Annotated in this window: 16 protein-coding genes; 3 read left to right on the top strand and 13 right to left on the bottom strand. The window is 40.4% G+C overall.

What is annotated here, in order from left to right; genetic code table 11:
* Window position 1 precedes the first annotated feature (1 nt).
* A complete protein-coding gene (locus IGI52_RS13345; RefSeq protein WP_207486499.1) occupies window positions 2-967 on the bottom strand; it encodes a metal ABC transporter substrate-binding protein in 966 nt (321 codons plus the stop codon).
* A gap of 333 nt (window positions 968-1,300) precedes the next feature.
* Window positions 1,301-2,152 carry a 4-(cytidine 5'-diphospho)-2-C-methyl-D-erythritol kinase gene (gene ispE, locus IGI52_RS13350; RefSeq protein WP_218109305.1) on the bottom strand — a complete coding sequence of 284 codons (852 nt, stop codon included), beginning with the start codon at window positions 2,150-2,152 and terminating at the stop codon, window positions 1,301-1,303.
* Window positions 2,153-2,330: 178 nt separating this feature from the next.
* Between ispE and IGI52_RS13355 the strand changes: the two genes are divergently transcribed.
* Window positions 2,331-2,735, top strand: coding sequence for an Hsp20/alpha crystallin family protein (locus tag IGI52_RS13355; protein ID WP_016179439.1), 405 nt, complete (start codon window positions 2,331-2,333; stop codon window positions 2,733-2,735).
* 44 nt (window positions 2,736-2,779) lie between these two features.
* Here the strand turns inward: IGI52_RS13355 and mprF are convergent, their stop codons facing one another.
* A complete protein-coding gene (mprF, locus tag IGI52_RS13360; RefSeq protein ID WP_438781570.1) occupies window positions 2,780-5,341 on the bottom strand; it encodes a bifunctional lysylphosphatidylglycerol flippase/synthetase MprF in 2,562 nt (853 codons plus the stop codon).
* A gap of 371 nt (window positions 5,342-5,712) precedes the next feature.
* Here mprF and IGI52_RS13365 point away from each other — a divergent pair, with 371 nt between their 5' ends.
* Window positions 5,713-6,012 carry a bacteriocin immunity protein gene (locus IGI52_RS13365; RefSeq protein WP_311871662.1) on the top strand — a complete coding sequence of 100 codons (300 nt, stop codon included), beginning with the start codon at window positions 5,713-5,715 and terminating at the stop codon, window positions 6,010-6,012.
* A gap of 129 nt (window positions 6,013-6,141) precedes the next feature.
* Here IGI52_RS13365 and rny read toward each other — a convergent pair whose 3' ends face one another.
* From rny to yfmF, 8 genes are all read right to left on the bottom strand, one after another.
* Window positions 6,142-7,698, bottom strand: coding sequence for a ribonuclease Y (rny, locus tag IGI52_RS13370; RefSeq protein ID WP_311871663.1), 1,557 nt, complete (start codon window positions 7,696-7,698; stop codon window positions 6,142-6,144).
* Between the two features lie 253 nt (window positions 7,699-7,951).
* The gene (recA, locus tag IGI52_RS13375) at window positions 7,952-9,001 is read right to left on the bottom strand and encodes a recombinase RecA (protein WP_216406199.1); all 1,050 of its coding nucleotides are present in this window, start codon (window positions 8,999-9,001) and stop codon (window positions 7,952-7,954) included.
* A 124-nt stretch (window positions 9,002-9,125) separates the two neighbouring features.
* Window positions 9,126-10,373 (bottom strand): competence/damage-inducible protein A, encoded by a 1,248-nt coding sequence (locus IGI52_RS13380; RefSeq protein WP_311871666.1) that lies wholly within the window; start codon window positions 10,371-10,373, stop codon window positions 9,126-9,128.
* Between the two features lie 123 nt (window positions 10,374-10,496).
* Window positions 10,497-11,078: a CDP-diacylglycerol--glycerol-3-phosphate 3-phosphatidyltransferase gene (gene pgsA, locus IGI52_RS13385; protein ID WP_216406203.1), complete on the bottom strand. Its 582-nt coding sequence runs from the start codon at window positions 11,076-11,078 to the stop codon at window positions 10,497-10,499.
* Window positions 11,079-11,112: 34 nt separating this feature from the next.
* Window positions 11,113-11,976, bottom strand: coding sequence for a RodZ domain-containing protein (locus tag IGI52_RS13390; protein ID WP_216406205.1), 864 nt, complete (start codon window positions 11,974-11,976; stop codon window positions 11,113-11,115).
* 124 nt (window positions 11,977-12,100) lie between these two features.
* Window positions 12,101-12,826 carry an elongation factor P 5-aminopentanone reductase gene (gene ymfI / locus IGI52_RS13395; RefSeq protein ID WP_311871667.1) on the bottom strand — a complete coding sequence of 242 codons (726 nt, stop codon included), beginning with the start codon at window positions 12,824-12,826 and terminating at the stop codon, window positions 12,101-12,103.
* Between the two features lie 27 nt (window positions 12,827-12,853).
* Window positions 12,854-14,152, bottom strand: a complete 1,299-nt coding sequence (gene yfmH / locus IGI52_RS13400) for an EF-P 5-aminopentanol modification-associated protein YfmH (RefSeq protein WP_311871668.1) — start codon at window positions 14,150-14,152, stop codon at window positions 12,854-12,856.
* On the bottom strand, window positions 14,145-15,407 hold the full coding sequence (yfmF, locus tag IGI52_RS13405) for an EF-P 5-aminopentanol modification-associated protein YfmF (RefSeq protein ID WP_311871669.1): 1,263 nt from the start codon (window positions 15,405-15,407) through the stop codon (window positions 14,145-14,147). The genes yfmH and yfmF overlap by 8 nt, the downstream gene beginning before the upstream one ends.
* Window positions 15,408-15,817: 410 nt before the next feature.
* Between yfmF and mscL the strand changes: the two genes are divergently transcribed.
* Window positions 15,818-16,264 (top strand): large conductance mechanosensitive channel protein MscL, encoded by a 447-nt coding sequence (mscL, locus tag IGI52_RS13410; RefSeq protein WP_311871670.1) that lies wholly within the window; start codon window positions 15,818-15,820, stop codon window positions 16,262-16,264.
* A 28-nt stretch (window positions 16,265-16,292) separates the two neighbouring features.
* On the opposite strand, the gene IGI52_RS13415 is transcribed toward mscL, so the two are convergent.
* Window positions 16,293-16,538 carry a Veg family protein gene (locus tag IGI52_RS13415; RefSeq protein WP_010782106.1) on the bottom strand — a complete coding sequence of 82 codons (246 nt, stop codon included), beginning with the start codon at window positions 16,536-16,538 and terminating at the stop codon, window positions 16,293-16,295.
* A 105-nt stretch (window positions 16,539-16,643) separates the two neighbouring features.
* Window positions 16,644-17,201, bottom strand: coding sequence for a sigma-70 family RNA polymerase sigma factor (locus IGI52_RS13420; protein WP_016179427.1), 558 nt, complete (start codon window positions 17,199-17,201; stop codon window positions 16,644-16,646).
* Between the last annotated feature and the right edge of the window lie 33 nt (window positions 17,202-17,234).

Genomic DNA, 17,234 nt, shown 5'->3' on the forward strand with positions numbered 1-17,234 from the left:
ACTAATGAACACTTTCCTTCAATGCGGCCAAATTCTCTCGCATAACAGAAAGATAGTCTTCACCATCTTTGATTTGCTTATCTGTCAAACTCTCTAATGGATTCAAGACTTCCAATTTCACGCCAGTTTCTTTAGACAAAGTCTCGGCAACTTTTGAAGAAGCATTCTCTTCAAAATAAATAACCTTCACTTGGTTGTCATCCACATAATGTTTCAACTCGCTCAGACGACTTGGTGACGGTTCTTGATCGGGGGAAATGCCGGCAATCGCTTCTTGGGTTAACCCATACTGGTTAGCTAAATAGCCAAATGCCGCATGCTGCGTCACAAAGGTTTTATTCTTCGCGTCCTTAAATGCTGTTTGAAACTCTTCATCTAATTTCTTTAATTCATCAATATAGCTTGCCGCATTTTTTTCAAATGCTGCTTTGTCATCTGGATATTTTTTACTTAGCTGATTACGGATTGTTTCGACTTCCTTGATTGCCAAAGCAGGATCCAACCAAACATGGGGATCTAATTCATGTGAATGTCCGTGTTCTTCATGTTCCTGAGTGTCATGATCGTGTGCTTCTTCGTGGTCATGCTCTGTGCCTTCCATCAATTTGATATCTTTAGAAGCTTGAATGATTTTCGTTTGTTTCGTATCAATCGTATCCGTCAAATTATCTGTCCACGTTTCTAGCTCTGGACTATTATAGACAAAGACATCAGAATCTGAAATTTTTGCCAAATCTTTGGCTGATGGTTCAAAATCATGGGGTTCGGTACCTGCAGGAATCAGCAATTCTACATCGCCTTTATCTCCTACCACCTGTTTGGTGAATTCGTACATTGGGTAAAACGTCGTCATCACCTGAATTTTTTCATTGGATGAGGCCTCTTTTTTCTCTTGTCCACCGCAAGCAGTCAGCAAAACAGATAGTACCACAGTTCCTAGTAAAAGTAGTCCTTTTTGCATCTTCATCTATCTAAACACCTTCTCTTCTCGTTTTAAGACAAAGATTAATTTAACAGATGTTTTTCTATCCGTCAACACAAAACGTAAAAATTACGATTTGAATACGAATAAGGCTGATAAACCGTAATATAAATGATATTTCATTCATATGAAGGATCAAACCTGTATTCGTTTTTCTTTTCTCCGAACGTTATTTTATCCATTAAATGAAACTTTATCTAACACATCATAGAAGATAGCCGTCTACTTTTTTTGTTTAAAAGCCACTTTGTTTCAAAACTGTAAAAATGAAAAAAGCATCTTTCCAAAAGTTGGAAAAATGCTTTAGTCGCAGATTTTTTACTTTAATGTCCGCACTAGATATACTTCATCACAAAAACCTTTCAGCGCATTGAACACATGCTTCGCGCGGGAATACTTATGACACAGCGCATACACCGTAGGACCACTGCCGCTCATCATCGCAGCATCTGCGCCATATTTCAGCATACGATCTTTTAGCTGCTGGATGATCGGATGCTTTTTAATTGTTACGACTTCCATCGAATTCCCTAAGTTTTGGGTCATCTTCTGGTAATCATTTTCTTCAATAGCTGAGACCAGCGCTTGAATATCCGGATGATATAAATCCTCCATTACAATCTTAGCAAAAATCGTGCGTGTCGATACACTCATCCGCGGCTTAACCACCACTACCCAACACTGCGGCATTGGAGCAATCGGGGTCACTTTCTCACCAAAGCCTTCGACTAACGAGGTTTGTCCATATACACAATAGGGAACATCTGAACCAACCTCAGCACCTAAGCTAGCCAATTCCTTAACTGATAATCCCAAATTCCATAAACGGTTTACCGCTCGTAAAGCCGCCGCTGAATCCGTTGAGCCGCCGCCTAAACCGGCCGCTACAGGAATTTCTTTATGAATTTTGACCCGTAAGCCCTGTTTTATCTCAAAGCGCTCCTTAACCAGTTCTAGCGCTTCATAAACATGATTCTTTTTATCGGTGGGTAAAAAAGCCTTATTGGTCTCAATGATGATTTTGTTTTCCGGAATTTCTTCCAAATACAAACGATCTGCTAGGTCGATGCTGGCCATGACCATCGCCAATTCATGCAAGCCATCTGGTCGTTTGCCTAAAATATCGAGGCCCAAATTGATTTTCGCTGGGGCTTTCTCCATAATTTCCATTTTCTCACCCGTTCAAATTTTTCACTAGACGATTCTATCATAGCCCATAATAAATGTATAGATAATTCATTCTAGCATAGGCGCCCTAAATTAGTTGAATAATTCCACCTGAGGCTTTACCATGAAAGAAAGAGTAATGTTGCATGCTAGGATAATATAAAAATAGGAGGGATACTATATGAACCTACTGCCGAAAAACAATTGGTTAGATGGAGAAGAATTAGTAGGCAAGCTGATGAACACGTTTTGGGATGACCGAAAAATGAGTGTCGATATTCGCGATATGGATGATCACTATGAAGTCAAAGCGGATCTGCCAGGATTTGAAAAATCAGAAATTTCCGTGAACTATACTAATGAGATACTTTCGATTGATGCCGAACACACGAGCGAAAATGAAGTTAAAGATGATGGTCGTTTTGTCCGCCGAGAACGCTCTAGCAGTGCATACCACCGTCAATTTGTAGTGAAAAGCATTGATGAAGAAAAAATTAGCGCAAAATTTGAAAATGGTGTGCTCACGTTGATACTCCCCCGAACGGATTACGAAGAAAAAAAAGGTACATCTATCACGATTGATTGAAGTACGCATGAATGAAAAAGACGAGCCGTAACGGGCTCGTCTTTTTATACTTCGATCATTTCTTCTGAAATCGTGACACCTTTGTTCTTTCCTCGACCAATTAAATAAAGTAATTGTAAGGCTGAGAATAAAAAGCTGCTATCCTTCATATAAGCGAAATATCTTGGTCGCCATCGATCCACATAAACCGTTTTTTCCTCTGTAACTTGTTGAAAAGCATAAATCGAATGACCATATTTATAGATCAAATTCATGATCCGCTCTCCTAAAAAAGCAAAAGAAGTCTCGCCAACTTTGGCTAAAGGCGCCATGCCTTGATATACTTCACAATATCCTTGTCGTTTCAACTCATCCATCAAATGCAGCTTTAGAAAAGTCGGCAGCTCATTCGGTACATCGTTTCGGAAACGTAAAAGATCAAAGGACGCCTTCTCCTTATTGATTGGCTGTTCAGTGATAAATCCGACAATCCGATTTTGCGGATCACGTGCAATTCCGACATTACTTGTTTCAATGTACCCACGATCGAAGCGGCCTACTGAGAAACATTTTTCCTTTTCACCATTCAACCATTCATCTGAAATTTCCTCTAGCTCCTCAAAAACTTCCTCTGGCAGATTTTCAAAATAAATAAATTGATACCCCTCGTTTGTCAAGCGTTTAAATTCAAAGCGATCAGAAAAAACATCATGTTTATGACGAGTGAAATCCGTAACCCCCGTCTCACCGATCTTATCAAAATGAAAGCCTAAATCATGTAGGAGTAGAACATACTCTTCTGATATTTTATAAAAGGCCAGCTGATAGCCCAACTTATCTGCATGTTCCATAAAGGCAAAAGTAGCCGCCTGCCATTTTTCAGGATTGCCCACAGGATCGCCCAGAACAAAACACTTATTTGCTCGCGTCTGAAAACCAAAAACGATTTGATCGTTGCCGTTTTCTTGATAATAAAAATACTGATAGCCCGATACACGTAAATAATGACTAGCAGGCGTGCCGCCATAGCGATTGATTAAATAGTTGAAGCGTTTCTCATCCCAAGCAGCTCTCAGTTTTGTCTCACTTTGCGTTAAATATTGATAGAGGATCGCTAAACATAAAATTGATAAAATCAATCCGACTAAACCGGAGAACCAAATTTCTTCTGACGGGAAGGCGAAATATTTCGCCGATAACCGTTCCGTACTCCAGATCTGACCACTGTGATAGCCTGCTACCGCATAAAAGATAAACAATAATCCGAATAGAATCCCATCAAAAACCAACGCCCCCCAAGAATACACAAACCGTTCTCGGTAAAATTCCCGTCGAGACATCCAGACGATCAATAAAATCACCAGATAAACAACAATCAAACGAACAGATGCTGTCCGCGCTACCGTATTAATAATCCCAAAGATCAATAATAAGATTGTTGGCCAAAATGCCCGCTTTACTTTTTGCGAGATTCCTCTAGCAAATCCCAGAAGCAAGAAACCAATCAATAAGTTCAGTGTCTGATCCAGAAAATCAAAGGAGAACGGCAGTAGCACTTGAAATAGGCGGCTGATATTAGATAAGTTTGTTAATGTAGATAATAGAATCATCATAATCCCAGCAAAATAAACGGCACTGACCATAATGACATGAGCAAATTTTTGTGAAAGCACACGTGGCAGATTATCAAAATAACGATTCATTTTGACACTGGTATTAGTCAAAAAAATTATGATACCCGTTATAAAAGGAACTAGGTAATAAAATATTCGATAAAATAAGATCCAAACGACCGCTGTACTTTGATTCAACCCGAGATGCCCCAAACCCAAAATCATCATCACATCAAATGTTCCTGCGCCACCTGGCACCATCGTCAGCATCCCTAGACCAGTCGCAATCACAAACATTGGATAAATATCACCGATATTCAATTTCACACCCATCAAATAGCCAACCGATAAGAAGACTATCAGCGCACCTAACCATTGGCCCAATGATGCTAGATACAATTCAAAAATTTGTTTCAGCTGAAACTCTTTAAAAATCGTACGGCGTCGACTATAAACAAAAATGAATAAAAGCGGCGCAAAAGCACCACCTGCTAATAACCAAAAACGATAACGCACAAAGGGATTTTGTGTTCGAAAAATAATCAAATCTAAAGACGTAATGAAGGCCATGATGGAAAGCCCTGCTAGCATGAAAATAGCAATCTTGGAGATCACAGCCAGTACTTTTTTCTTCTCCATCCCCTTACCGTAAAAACTAGAGCGCAGACTCACTCCGACCACACCGCCGAATCCGGCCAAATTATTGATTGTATTAGTGGTCCAGGCAGAAACTAGCCATTCTTTAAAGTTCATTCGCGGACGTCCCGTCGCTTCGAGTGTCATGATTGCTACGTGATCATATAAAAGCATGGGCAGAACACCACAAAGGCCGATCCCAAACATACTTAATAATGCTACTTGATCCTGTTGCTTGATCGTTTGCCAAACGGTTTGCCAACTCATTCCATGAGCGATATTTTTCACTTGATTCGCCACGAAAAATAAAACAATCCCAAAGAAGATGATTTTTAATAATGTAGCATGCCGTTTGAACCAGCGACTGATTGTCGTCATCCTTTTACTCCCATTCTTTCTTTTCTTGTACTCTATTTTAAATGAATTCTTGCTTTGAAGCTATCCTTTTAAATAGCAGTGGCTATTTTTTCTAAAAGCCCTTGTTTCTTTGCTGCTATAAGCAACATCACACTAATACAGCGGCTATTTATTAGCATAATGACAGTACTTTTTATTTTAGAATAATTTTCTGACGTTCAAGATATTTGAGTTGAAGCTTTCTCCTAAAATATTGAATAGGCTAACAGTGGCAAATAATGAGGAGTTAGCGTATCTTGTGATTATATCCTTACTCAAGAATTTAGGCAAAGCCAGCAGACCAAAGAGTAATCTACAGTCTCCTCCTTGAGTAAATAATTAAGGAGTGAAACATGATGTCAAAACTAAACTGGTTCTCAGGTGGAAAAGAACGCAGCGATCAAGCTCTCGCACTCATTACAGAAATCCTAAGAGAATTAGACACAGATCAAAATAGTCAAGCACTACAAAAAGCATTAGCTAACTATCAAAATGAATTAAGAAAAGAAGAACGCCCTGTTCCATTTATTCTGAGTCAAATGAATGTAGAGATTTCCAACATCTTAAACAAAAAGGCTATTTCCTTATCCACTACGCAAGCAAAGAAATTAAAGCAGCTACTTACCTTATCATACATTCGTTATGGCTATTAATAGAGATTTTTTTGCTTGGTTATCAAACACTGAGCTATCCCAAGCTGAAACGTCTAGAACGAAAAAGAAATAAGAGCTCAATCTTTCCCATAGGCGATTGAACTCTTATTTGGTTACTAAGTCTGTTGACTATTTTGCATAGTCGGTTGCTCGTGTCTCACGAATAACTACTACTTTAATATGCCCCGGGTAATCCAACTCGTCTTCAATTCTGCGACGGATATCGCGAACTAAACGAACAGAATCCAAATCAGAAATTTCTTCTGGTTTGACCATGACGCGAACTTCACGTCCGGCTTGAACTGCGAAGCTAGAATCAACACCATCAAAACTATTTGAAATGTTTTCTAAGTTTTCTAAACGACGGATATAGTTTTCTAATGACTCGCTCCGTGCCCCTGGTCGAGCAGCTGACACTGCATCGGCAGCGGCTACTAAGACAGAGATCACTGAAGTTGCTTCTGTGTCTCCGTGGTGAGAGGCAATTGCATTAATCACGACTGGATTTTCACGATATTTCGCGGCTAATTCAGCCCCGATTTCAACGTGAGACCCTTCAATCTCGTGGTCTAGTGCTTTACCAATATCATGAAGCAATCCTGCGCGTTGCGCTAATTGAACATTTTCACCAAGCTCTGCGGCTAATACACCGGTTAGTTTGGCTACTTCAATTGAGTGATTCAACACGTTTTGACCATAGCTGGTACGGAAATGCAAACGACCTAAAATCTTGATCAAATCTGGATGCAGGGTATGAGCGCCAACTTCAAAGGCCGCTTGTTCCCCGTATTCGCGAATACGTTCATCCATTTCTTTGCGAGATTTTTCAACCATTTCTTCGATCCGCGCCGGATGAATCCGACCATCTTGAATCAGTTTCTCTAACGTCATCCGAGCAATTTCCCGTCTGATTGGATCAAAGCCGGATAAAACGACTGCTTCTGGTGTATCATCAATAATTAAATCGATCCCCGTCAATGTTTCTAATGTCCGAATATTCCGGCCTTCACGTCCAATAATGCGACCTTTCATCTCATCATTTGGCAATGTAACCACCGAAACAGTCGTTTCAGAAACCGCGTCAGCACCACAACGTTGAATCGCCATCGCTAAAAGATTCTTCGCTTTGCGATCAGCTTCTTCCTTAGCACGTTGTTCAGATTCCTTGACCATAACTGTTAACTCATGGTTCAATTCCTCTTCGGTTCTCTTCATAATTACTTCTTTCGCTTCATCCTTCGTTAAAGAAGCAACCTGTTCCAATTTTGTTTGTTGTTCATTAATCAGTTGTTCTACATCTTTTTCTCGCTCGTCAATTAATTGCTGTCTAGCACTGATCTTTGTTTCTTTTTCTTCCAGTGAGTGCTCACGCTTCTCTAGAGAATCATCTTTACGATCTAAAGTCTGTTCTCTTTGAAGCAAGCGATTTTCTTGCGATTTTAATTCTTGTCTGCTTTCTTTCAACTCACTTTCAACTTGTGCGCGATACTGCTGGTTTTCTTCCTTGGCTTCCAACAAAGCTTCTTTCTTCAAGGTCTCCGCTTCTTTATTTGCATGCGTAATGATTCCTTTAGCTGTGTTTTGTGCCCCATCAATTTCTTTTTCATGGCGTGACTTTGCGACCATGAAACCCAAACCAAGACCGACAATTAAACCGATGATAGCGAGGAGAATAGGAACTAACATTAAATCCACCTCCGTACTATCTTATTTACCTATCTGTAGTTTTTTGATAAACGAATGTCAAATTATCAATATGCCTACTTGCATATGTGTGAGAGTCACACAACTTTATTCTAATGTTTGTCTGATAGCGTGTCAACTTTATTTCTCTTTTGCCATACTCAACAATAAAGCGCTTTGATTCGCTGTAAAATAGTCCGCAAAAAAACACTAATGACTAGGCAAACAAGCCTCATCATTAGTGTCGATTTGTTTTTTATTCATCTAAAGGTAGCTCTTCTTGACCCGCTTCTTCAGCCTCAGTCACATCGACTTCTTCACCGATACCGTAAGCTGCACGTACACGTGTCGCTACTTCAGCCATCATTTCTGGATGATCGGCCAGATATTTCTTAGCATTTTCGCGACCTTGTCCAATCCGATCTTCTTTATAGCCATACCAAGCACCGCTCTTATCAACGATGTCTTTTTCCACTGCCATATCTAGCAATTCACCCTCTTGTGAAATACCTAGACCATACATAATGTCCACTTCAGCCACTTTAAATGGTGGAGCAACTTTATTTTTCACGACTTTGATCTTCGTGCGGTTACCTATGATGTCTGTACCGTTTTTCAATTGCTCAGCACGACGAACTTCCAAACGAACCGTTGCGTAGAACTTCAAAGCTCGTCCGCCTGGTGTTACTTCTGGATTACCAAACATAACACCGACTTTTTCACGAATTTGGTTGATGAAGACAGCGATCGTCTTCGTTTTATTGATAGAACCTGAGAGTTTACGCAAAGCTTGTGACATCAAACGAGCTTGCAAACCAACGTGTGCATCACCCATCTCGCCATCGATTTCGGCACGTGGAACTAAGGCTGCCACAGAGTCGATAACGATAATATCAACCGCACCACTTGAAACTAAAGCATCCGCAATTTCTAGGCCTTGTTCACCAGTATCTGGTTGTGATAGCAGCAACTCATCAATATTTACACCTAAACGTTGTGCGTATTGAGGATCCAATGCGTGCTCGGCATCAATAAAGGCTGCCGTGCCGCCATGCTTTTGGACTTCTGCGATTGCATGCAATGCGACCGTTGTTTTACCAGAACTTTCTGGTCCATATACTTCGATGATCCGTCCACGAGGGTATCCGCCAACACCTAGCGCAACATCCAATGCCAAAGAGCCACTTGGAATCGTTGAGATTTGTTGATCGACCTTTTCCCCTAATTTCATGATCGAGCCTTTACCATAATTCTTTTCAATCTTCTTCATTGCAGCATCTAAGGCTGCCTTGCGATCATTTGCCAATAGCTGATCCTCCCTATTTCTTATAATCAATATGCTTTTCACATCATTATTGCTTTTTCAATATCCCTAGTTTATCGGTTTGAAATCAAAAAAGCAAGCAAAAAACGAACAAACATTCGCTTTTTTAACTTTTGTTTAGAATTGCGCGACGCACCATGTCTAAGCCCTTCATGACGGAGCTATGACGGACATACGAACGATCCCGAGTAAAATGATTTTCACTGATCAGCGTCTCACCATCTTTTTGAGCCAACGCAATATAAACCGTTCCTTTAGGTTTGCCTTCTAGCTCGTCAGGACCTGCCACTCCAGTAAAGGACAGAGCAAAATCTGTGTCTGCTAAACGCAAAGCTGCTTCTGCCATTTCCTTCGCACATTCTTCACTCACCACGCCGACACGTTCTAACAGCGCTGGATCGATGCCTAGAAAGCTCGCTTTCGTTGCCTTGGAATATGTGACAAAACCACCAGGAAAGACCTCAGAAACGCCAGGAATCGTCCCTAGCGTTGCTTGAAACTCACCCGCAGTCAAACTTTCCGCTGCTGTGATACTTAACTGTTTTTCTTTCAGCAAGTCCACCACGACTTCGACTAAGCTGTTCTCCTCTCCGTAACCATAAAAGAACTCGCCAACTTTCGCCATGATCTCCGCTTCTGTTTGATTTAATAAAGCATTCGCTGAGATCTCATCCTCTGTTTTCGCGGTGATTCGCAACGTTACCTCGTTTGGCTTTGCATAAGGTGCAATTGTAGGATTTGATTGGTGTTCGATCATCTCTGCTAGGTCGGTCACTAATTTCGATTCTCCGATTCCGAAGAAACGTAGTACTCGAGAAGTAAGTTTTTCCGTTGTCGGAAATTCTTTTTCTAACAATGGACGCGCTTGTTCCAAGAACATTGGCTTTAATTCGCTCGGTGGGCCTGGCAATAAAATATAATTGTTTTTCTCGCCTTTGTATAAACAGCCAATAGCTAAACCCGTACGGTTCGGTAACGGAATCCCATCCTGCAATGTTTCAATCTGACGTAAGTTATTTGGCGTCATCGTGCTTTGACGTTGGATAAAAAAGCTGTTAAGAGCTTCTAAACCTTCTTGATTTTGTACTAGCGGTACGCCTACATGATCTGCTAAAACATTCTTCGTTAAATCGTCATCCGTTGGTCCTAAGCCGCCGCATAAGATAATCAATTCGCTACGTGTATCTGCTAATTGCAGCAGCTCCTCTAAACGTTGCGGGTTATCTCCTACAACTGTGTGAAAATAAACCTCAATTCCCATATCCGCTAATTTTTCTGATAAGAATGTCGCGTTAGTATTCACGACTTGTCCTAATAAGAGCTCTGTGCCCACGGCAATGATTTCTGCTTTCATTTATTCCTCTTCTTTCTAAGATACGCAATTTTTCTCCACTATAACAGAAAGCACAACAGAAAAAACAGAAAAAACGACCAGTAAGATAGATTTTCCTATCCTACTGACCGTAATTTTGATTTTTTACATGGAGCCTTTAAAGATCGCTGTGTTTTTAGCAAAGTAGTCGTAACCTGAATAAACAGTAAAGAATAAGCAGATATACAACATAATTTGATCCATTGGGATGCCAATAAAGTTAAATGGTACATTGTTTAAGTAAAGCAACACGATTCCGACCATTTGTGTCGCAGTCTTGATTTTTCCTGGCATCGCAGCTGCCATAACTCCGCCGCCTTGTTCAACGATCAGTAAACGTAACCCTGTTACTGCCAACTCGCGGCAAACAATAATAGCAATTACCCAAGAAGGTGCTTTTCCTTGTTCGACTAAAATAATAAACGCCGTCATCACCAGCATCTTATCTGCCAAAGGATCCGCAAATTTCCCGAAGTTAGTGACCAAGCCATCACGACGAGCAATTTTCCCATCAAGGTGATCAGTATAGCTGGCTATCGCGAAAATAATCGCACCCACCAGTTGAGTCACTGCTAAATCAGTATTACCAATCTGCAATGTGCCCCAATCCCACGGAGCTAAGACGACGATCATAAAGATTGGGATCATGAAAATCCGAATGACGGTCAATTTATTTGGTAAATTCATTATGAATTCCTCCTAGTTCATTTTAAACACGGCCCTAAGATGCGTAGGCGATATTCAATGTAATATTCTTTTGTAACAACGAATCCCCTGGTTGGAAATCGAGGGCCTGATCGTTGATTTTTACTTCCGCATATTTTGCCATACCAACAGTGATGACTGCTTGAGCCGTATCAGCAGGCAGCTCAGTCGTTTCAGATTCACCTTTCTCCAAGGTCTTCTGATACGTCAATGCACCATTGACTTGAACACCGACCCATACTCGTTCTGTTCCGGTAAAACTGATTTTCAACGGTTTCTCCGCATGCTCCACTTTCATTGTCGCCGCGTTGGTCGTATTGTTTTCCATCGCAAAGGCCATTTTTGGTTTTTCTGGCTCCTTCGAGGATTCTACCGGTTTCGGTTGTGAAGATGAAACTTTTTCCGCCACGGATGATGAAACATCTGAGCGTTCAACTTGAACAGAACTATTTTCTGGAATAATTGCAGTTTCTTGATGGTCCAGCCAAGTCATATAACCGACCACCGAAATAATTGCTAATGCCACCAGTCCTAAAAGAATCATCGGCAAAGTCGCTTTGAAACGAGCTCGCGTCGGACTTTCGACATGCTTATTTTTTCTCAGACCATCAACCGTTTCTAATTCGGGATAACTCGGCAGCGGACGGTCCTTACCATCCAGCACATCAATTAAATGATCGCCGTCCAGCTTTACCTCATCAGCGTATTGTCGAATAAATGTCCGCAAATAATAATCACTAGGCAATTCATGGAAGTCATTTTCTTCAATTGCCAGCAAATAACGTTTTTGGATTTTCGTGCGCTGCTGCAGCTCATCTAAACTGATTTTTTTATCGATCCGGGCTTTGCGTAGTGTTTCTCCAATATTAATACTAGCCACTTGGTTCTCTACTCCTAATTCATATTAGTGAGATTATCTTATTAAGAAAATAATCTTAGTTTTTTATCACGTATACCATTTTTTAGCCTATCTAATTAGCTAAGTAAAATTGTTATCCTGGTTCTTATTCCATCCAGCCACCAGCGACAGGCAATACAATGCCCGTAGTATAGCTAGCTTCTTTTGAAAATAAGTACTTGCAGGCTGCGGCGACTTCTTTTGGGTCAGCCAATCGTCCTAAAGGAATTTCCGACATCAACTCTGTCAGCTCTTGCGGCTCCCAATTGTCATTCATTTTCGTTTGGACAGCACCTGGTGCTACGACATTGACAGTGATTCCTAAAGTTGCGACCTCTTTGGCGTAGGCTTTTGCAAATGCTTCTTGCGCACCCTTTACAGCACTGTAGACAGTCTCCATGCTGCTTCCACGATGTCCATAGACCGATCCGATAAATACGACGCGCCCATTTCCATTTTTTGCCAATTTCCCCTGCAAACTCTGTAATAAAAGTAGCGGTGTCTTCAAATGAACTTGCCATAAAGCCTCCATTTGATCCGCTTTTGTCTCTGGCAGCAACTCGTAAAAAGTAAAGCCCGAGGCAAAAACAATGCCATCCACTTGAAACAGTTGTTCAAGAAAGCCTGAAACTTCTGTTTCCTTCAACATGTCTAAGGATACCATAAAAAAATCTTGCTGAGGATAACGTTTCTGTAAGTCTGAAACGAAATTTAAAACTTTTTCTTTTTGCTGATTATAGTGGCAGTAGAGGGACCAGCCTTGCCCCGCTAGTTTTTCGCAAACAGCTTGACCAATATCCCCGCTCGCCCCCATTACTAACGCATAAGGCATTCTATCCCTCCTTTATACTAATATTTTTTAACTAGGAATATTCTTTTCCATATAAAATCGTGTGAAGGCTTCTTCTTTGATAAATAATTTACCCGCAGCTAAAACATCTGCCAATTCGATTTCTTGAATGATTTCCGGCATATCAAACAGCGTCCATTCACCATATAATGACTGGGTAAATTGATTGGCAACATACTCTAATGAGTTCAGTGATTGGAAATATTTTCCTAACATTTTTTTCTTCAAAAGCGTCAGATTTTTCTCATTAACTTCTGGATCGCTGTCAAAATGCAGTAAAATTTCCGTCAACCGGTCTGCTAGTGTTTGCGGTTTTTCGCTATCCCCACCAAAGTCCGCAAAATAAAAGCTGCGGTCCAAAGAAAATTCATAGCCAAAACTGTCGTCTAATAATCCCTCATTATACAAGCGTAAATAGTTTTGTGAAGTCGTCCCTAATAGCATTTGGAATAAAAGATCCATCGAAATTTTGAAGATCAGGCGTTCCTTATTGTCTTGTGGTAATTCTGCCAAACCTTTAATTCCAACAATTGCTTTTGGCATTGTGATTGGCATTTTTTCTTCACTGCGTTTAATGATCTCATCAGGTGATTCCAGCGGAAATCGACGTTGGATCGGTTCTGGCGCTTCAAAAGTTTTCTTCGCTTGGTTTTCCCGAATGAAGGTCATTAAGGCTTCCGGCTCCAGATTTCCCACGACAAATAGCGTCATATTGCTGGGATGATAAAACGTATTGTAGCACGTGTATAGATCCTCAGCTGTGATTTCTGCAATCGAATCAATCGTTCCTGCAATATCAATATGCAGCGGATGCTTCGGATACATATTTTTTAAAATAGCAAAAAACTGCTGCCACCCCGGATCATCTTGATACATTTGAATTTCTTGCCCAATGATTCCTTGCTCTTTCTGCACAGACTCTTCCGTAAAATAAGGAGCTTGAACAAAATCTAGCAAAGTTCCTAAATTCAATTCCAATTGATCAGTCGTCGAAAATAGATAGCTTGTGCGAGTAAAGCTGGTAAAGGCGTTCGCCGATGCCCCTTGTTCACCAAATTTTTGAAACACATCGCCATCTTCCTTTTCAAACATCTTGTGTTCTAAAAAGTGAGCGATCCCATCAGGAACTTTGATGTACTCTGTTCCGCCACGTGGGATAAACTCATTGTCGATCGAACCGTAATTGGTGCTAAATAGGCCGTACGTCTTGTGATATCCAGCCTTTGGCAACAAATAGACCGTTAAGCCATTTGGCAAAATTTCCTTGTATAAGGTTTCGTTGATTTTTTGATAGGCTACTTTATCCATTCTGTTGTCCTCCATCTAAAAAGAAGATCGCCTGCAGACGAATTTTTTTCGCGACTTTCTGTACATCTTTTGGTGTCACAGCATCTAAACGTCTCAGCCATTCTTCGTCTGTTAGTTTACTTTGCGGCAGCCACTGCGCCAAGTAAGTCGTCTCGATCGCATTTTGCATACTGTCTAAGCCTAGTAAGTAATGATTTTTTAACATCGCTTTCGTTTGCTGGAAAGCCAAATCAGTGAAATTACCAGCTTGTAATTCGAGTAGCTGTTCCTCAATCAAACGTAAAACTTTCTGACGGTTGTCGCTATTAATTCCGGTTTGCACCTGCAAATAACCGCGGAATGTATCAAAAGAGCTTGAGGCATAATAAGCTAAGCTTGCCTTTTCTCTGACATTCATAAACAATTTTGAATGAGGAAACCCGCCGAACAAGCCATTAAAGACCAGCAGTGCAAAACGGTCAGTATCTTCGTAATAAACATCGGTTGAATAAGCTAGATTCAGTTTTCCTTGTGTCACCGTTTCTTGAACTTGCTGTTCGCGAATCACATTATCACTGGCTTGATAATAATAAATAGCCGGGAAGCTTTCTTTTCGCTCGGCAAAAGGCAGCTCTTTGAACAGCTCGGCCATTTCCGCTTCCTCTACATCACCAATCACAAATAAATCTACTTGATCTTGTGTAATCATCTCCTGATAATATGCCGCAAGACCTTCGTTTGTCTCACGCTCTAAATCATCTACTGTACCAAAGCTTGGTAATTTTTGCGCCTCATCCGTAAAATAGGTCTCTTTGATCTTTAAGGAAGCCATTGTCTGCTTGTCTTCCTGCAATGTCTCGATATAGCTTTGCAAATTTTCTTTTTCCAGCTGAAACGTTTGTTCATCGAATTTTCCATCCTGGATATTAGGGTAAAATAGAATCTCCTTCAAAAAATCCATTGCAGCGGGTAACAGCTTTGGATCATCAACGTATTTTCCATTGACAATGCCTAAACCAATGTCTAACCAATGCAGATTCCCTTTGCGTCCAACATTCAACCCGAAACTGGCACCGTAAAGCTCGGCTAATTGTCCGCTCAATTTGGTTTGATCTGGATAGCGCAAAGAATTGGTCTCCAATAAGTTCGCCAAAAGGGCTCGTTTAGTCATGATTTCTTTGGTTAAACGGGTGGTAAAGCGCCCGTAGATTTGAATTGTTTTGTATTTCTTTGTCGCAATAACGTGCAGCCGCACGCCCTTCTTAAGTTCGATCATTACAAAGCTCCTTTTTTATGCTAATCAATTATTTTTTTCAAAGAAAAATAAGCTTGATTTTCAAGCTAGATATTCTCCGCTAAAAGGAACCCTCCCCAATACTTCTATAAAAACGAAAAAAGGGTCTTCCTTTGTCTTTATCACTAAAGCTAATTATAGCACAGGCGAGCTCCAAGATTCGAAATCTGCGCTGACCGATAGTCTGTTTTATTTCAAATTTTTTTCTTCTTTCGCTATACTAAAAATTAAGGAAAAATTCTCATCCAACTTCGCTGGCTCCATTTCTGTTTTTTGATTATACGAAGTGATGTCTATCGTAAAAAGGAAAGTATATTTTGGAATAGCTTATCTGATAAGAAGATAGTAAAACGTTGGATGGTATACAATTTGCAAACAAGGAGGAAGACCCTATGATTAAAGAATTTAAAGATTTCTTGATGAGAGGCAATGTCATTGATCTTGCTGTTGGTGTTGTAATCGGTACTGCATTTACTGCAATTGTGACAAATATTGTTAATGGATTAATTACACCGTTGGTTGGGCTGATCGTGTCATTGTTTACGAAAGGAAAAGATTTGAACGAGGCGATGTCCGTTTTGGATTGGAAACCAGTTAAAGGCGTGACCTTTGCGTTTGGTGATGTAATTAGTGCATTGATCACCTTTATTATTACTGGTTTTGTTTTATTCCTGATTGTTAAAGCTGCAAACAAAGCAAAAAGCAGTATTTCTAAAGAAGAAAAAGAAGAGGATGTACCTGTACCGACAGCCGAAGAATATTTGGCAGATATTCGTGATCTTCTAGTTGAACAAAATAAAGCAGCTAAAGAAACACAAAAGAACGTCGAAGACAAATAAAAACCATGGAGCATACGCTCCATGGTTTTTAAATTGCTTCTGTTAAAAATTCGATCTCTACTGTGCGAGTCAATACATCGGAATAGCTGTATGAAACACGTTCGAAAGAATTTTCTTCTGGGTCCAAATCAACCACAAATACGGAAGGATATGTCTCAGTTAAGATTCCCTTGCGTTGCGTTTGACGCTTGCGTCCCGTCTGAGCAACAAGCATAATCGGAGCACCAATACGGTCTTCCAAGTTTTTCTTGATAGACGCTAAAGTTGTTGGCATACAGTTCACCTCAAAATACATTATAGCACAAATCTAAAACTTTTCAATGTTATCATAAGATAAAAAAATATGCAACTTTATACCTTATTAAGCTGAACGCAGCCCTTATTCATCTAAATCATATAGTTTTTTCTTTAATTTGTTCTTTGCCCGATTCAACGCGTTACGGATCGCCTTTTCTGATTCATTTAGAAGCTGAGCGATCGTCGAGGGCTCCTCACCCTTGAGATAGTAATACAAGGAACGATTTTCTAATGAAGACAGTGGAACTTCTCCAGCTAGTAACATCTCACTAATAAACAGATTTTCTTCCATGTACTCATGGTATTGAAAGTGTTCATCAAAAGCCTCCATATCAGCTTTATCCATTGATACAGCCTGTTGTTGGGCAAATCGTTTTTGAGCTTGCTGACGACGCAAGAGAGAACGAATTCGATTTTCAAATATCATCTTGTAGTATAAGCCAAACGTTGTTCCACGACCCTTACAGTAGCTCTGCAGGGCATCATTCAGTGCGATTCGTCCCTCCTGCAGCCAGTCATCAAAATCAAAATCACGAATCGAATAACGGGATTGCATACTATAGACAATCGGTAAATATTGACTAAACATTTCTTCAAAAGCGGCACCATCAATTTTTTCATAACGCGTTGATTCTTTCATTTTTACACCCCTCTCAACAAATAAAAGCATACA

The sequence above is a fragment of the Enterococcus sp. DIV0187 genome (assembly GCF_051713785.1).
Lineage (GTDB): Bacteria > Bacillota > Bacilli > Lactobacillales > Enterococcaceae > Enterococcus_A > Enterococcus_A avium.

Coding starts and splice junctions, on each gene's coding strand:
- ispE (WP_218109305.1), bottom strand. CDS start 2,152: ATGGAAATTATGGAGAAAGCCCCAGCGAAAATCAATTTGGGCCTCGAT.
- mscL (WP_311871670.1), top strand. CDS start 15,818: ATGATTAAAGAATTTAAAGATTTCTTGATGAGAGGCAATGTCATTGAT.
- yfmH (WP_311871668.1), bottom strand. CDS start 14,152: ATGGATAAAGTAGCCTATCAAAAAATCAACGAAACCTTATACAAGGAA.
- IGI52_RS13420 (WP_016179427.1), bottom strand. CDS start 17,201: ATGAAAGAATCAACGCGTTATGAAAAAATTGATGGTGCCGCTTTTGAA.
- yfmF (WP_311871669.1), bottom strand. CDS start 15,407: ATGATCGAACTTAAGAAGGGCGTGCGGCTGCACGTTATTGCGACAAAG.
- IGI52_RS13365 (WP_311871662.1), top strand. CDS start 5,713: ATGATGTCAAAACTAAACTGGTTCTCAGGTGGAAAAGAACGCAGCGAT.
- mprF (WP_438781570.1), bottom strand. CDS start 5,341: ATGACGACAATCAGTCGCTGGTTCAAACGGCATGCTACATTATTAAAA.
- IGI52_RS13415 (WP_010782106.1), bottom strand. CDS start 16,538: ATGCCAACAACTTTAGCGTCTATCAAGAAAAACTTGGAAGACCGTATT.
- rny (WP_311871663.1), bottom strand. CDS start 7,698: ATGTTAGTTCCTATTCTCCTCGCTATCATCGGTTTAATTGTCGGTCTT.
- IGI52_RS13355 (WP_016179439.1), top strand. CDS start 2,331: ATGAACCTACTGCCGAAAAACAATTGGTTAGATGGAGAAGAATTAGTA.
- ymfI (WP_311871667.1), bottom strand. CDS start 12,826: ATGCCTTATGCGTTAGTAATGGGGGCGAGCGGGGATATTGGTCAAGCT.
- IGI52_RS13380 (WP_311871666.1), bottom strand. CDS start 10,373: ATGAAAGCAGAAATCATTGCCGTGGGCACAGAGCTCTTATTAGGACAA.
- IGI52_RS13345 (WP_207486499.1), bottom strand. CDS start 967: ATGAAGATGCAAAAAGGACTACTTTTACTAGGAACTGTGGTACTATCT.
- pgsA (WP_216406203.1), bottom strand. CDS start 11,078: ATGAATTTACCAAATAAATTGACCGTCATTCGGATTTTCATGATCCCA.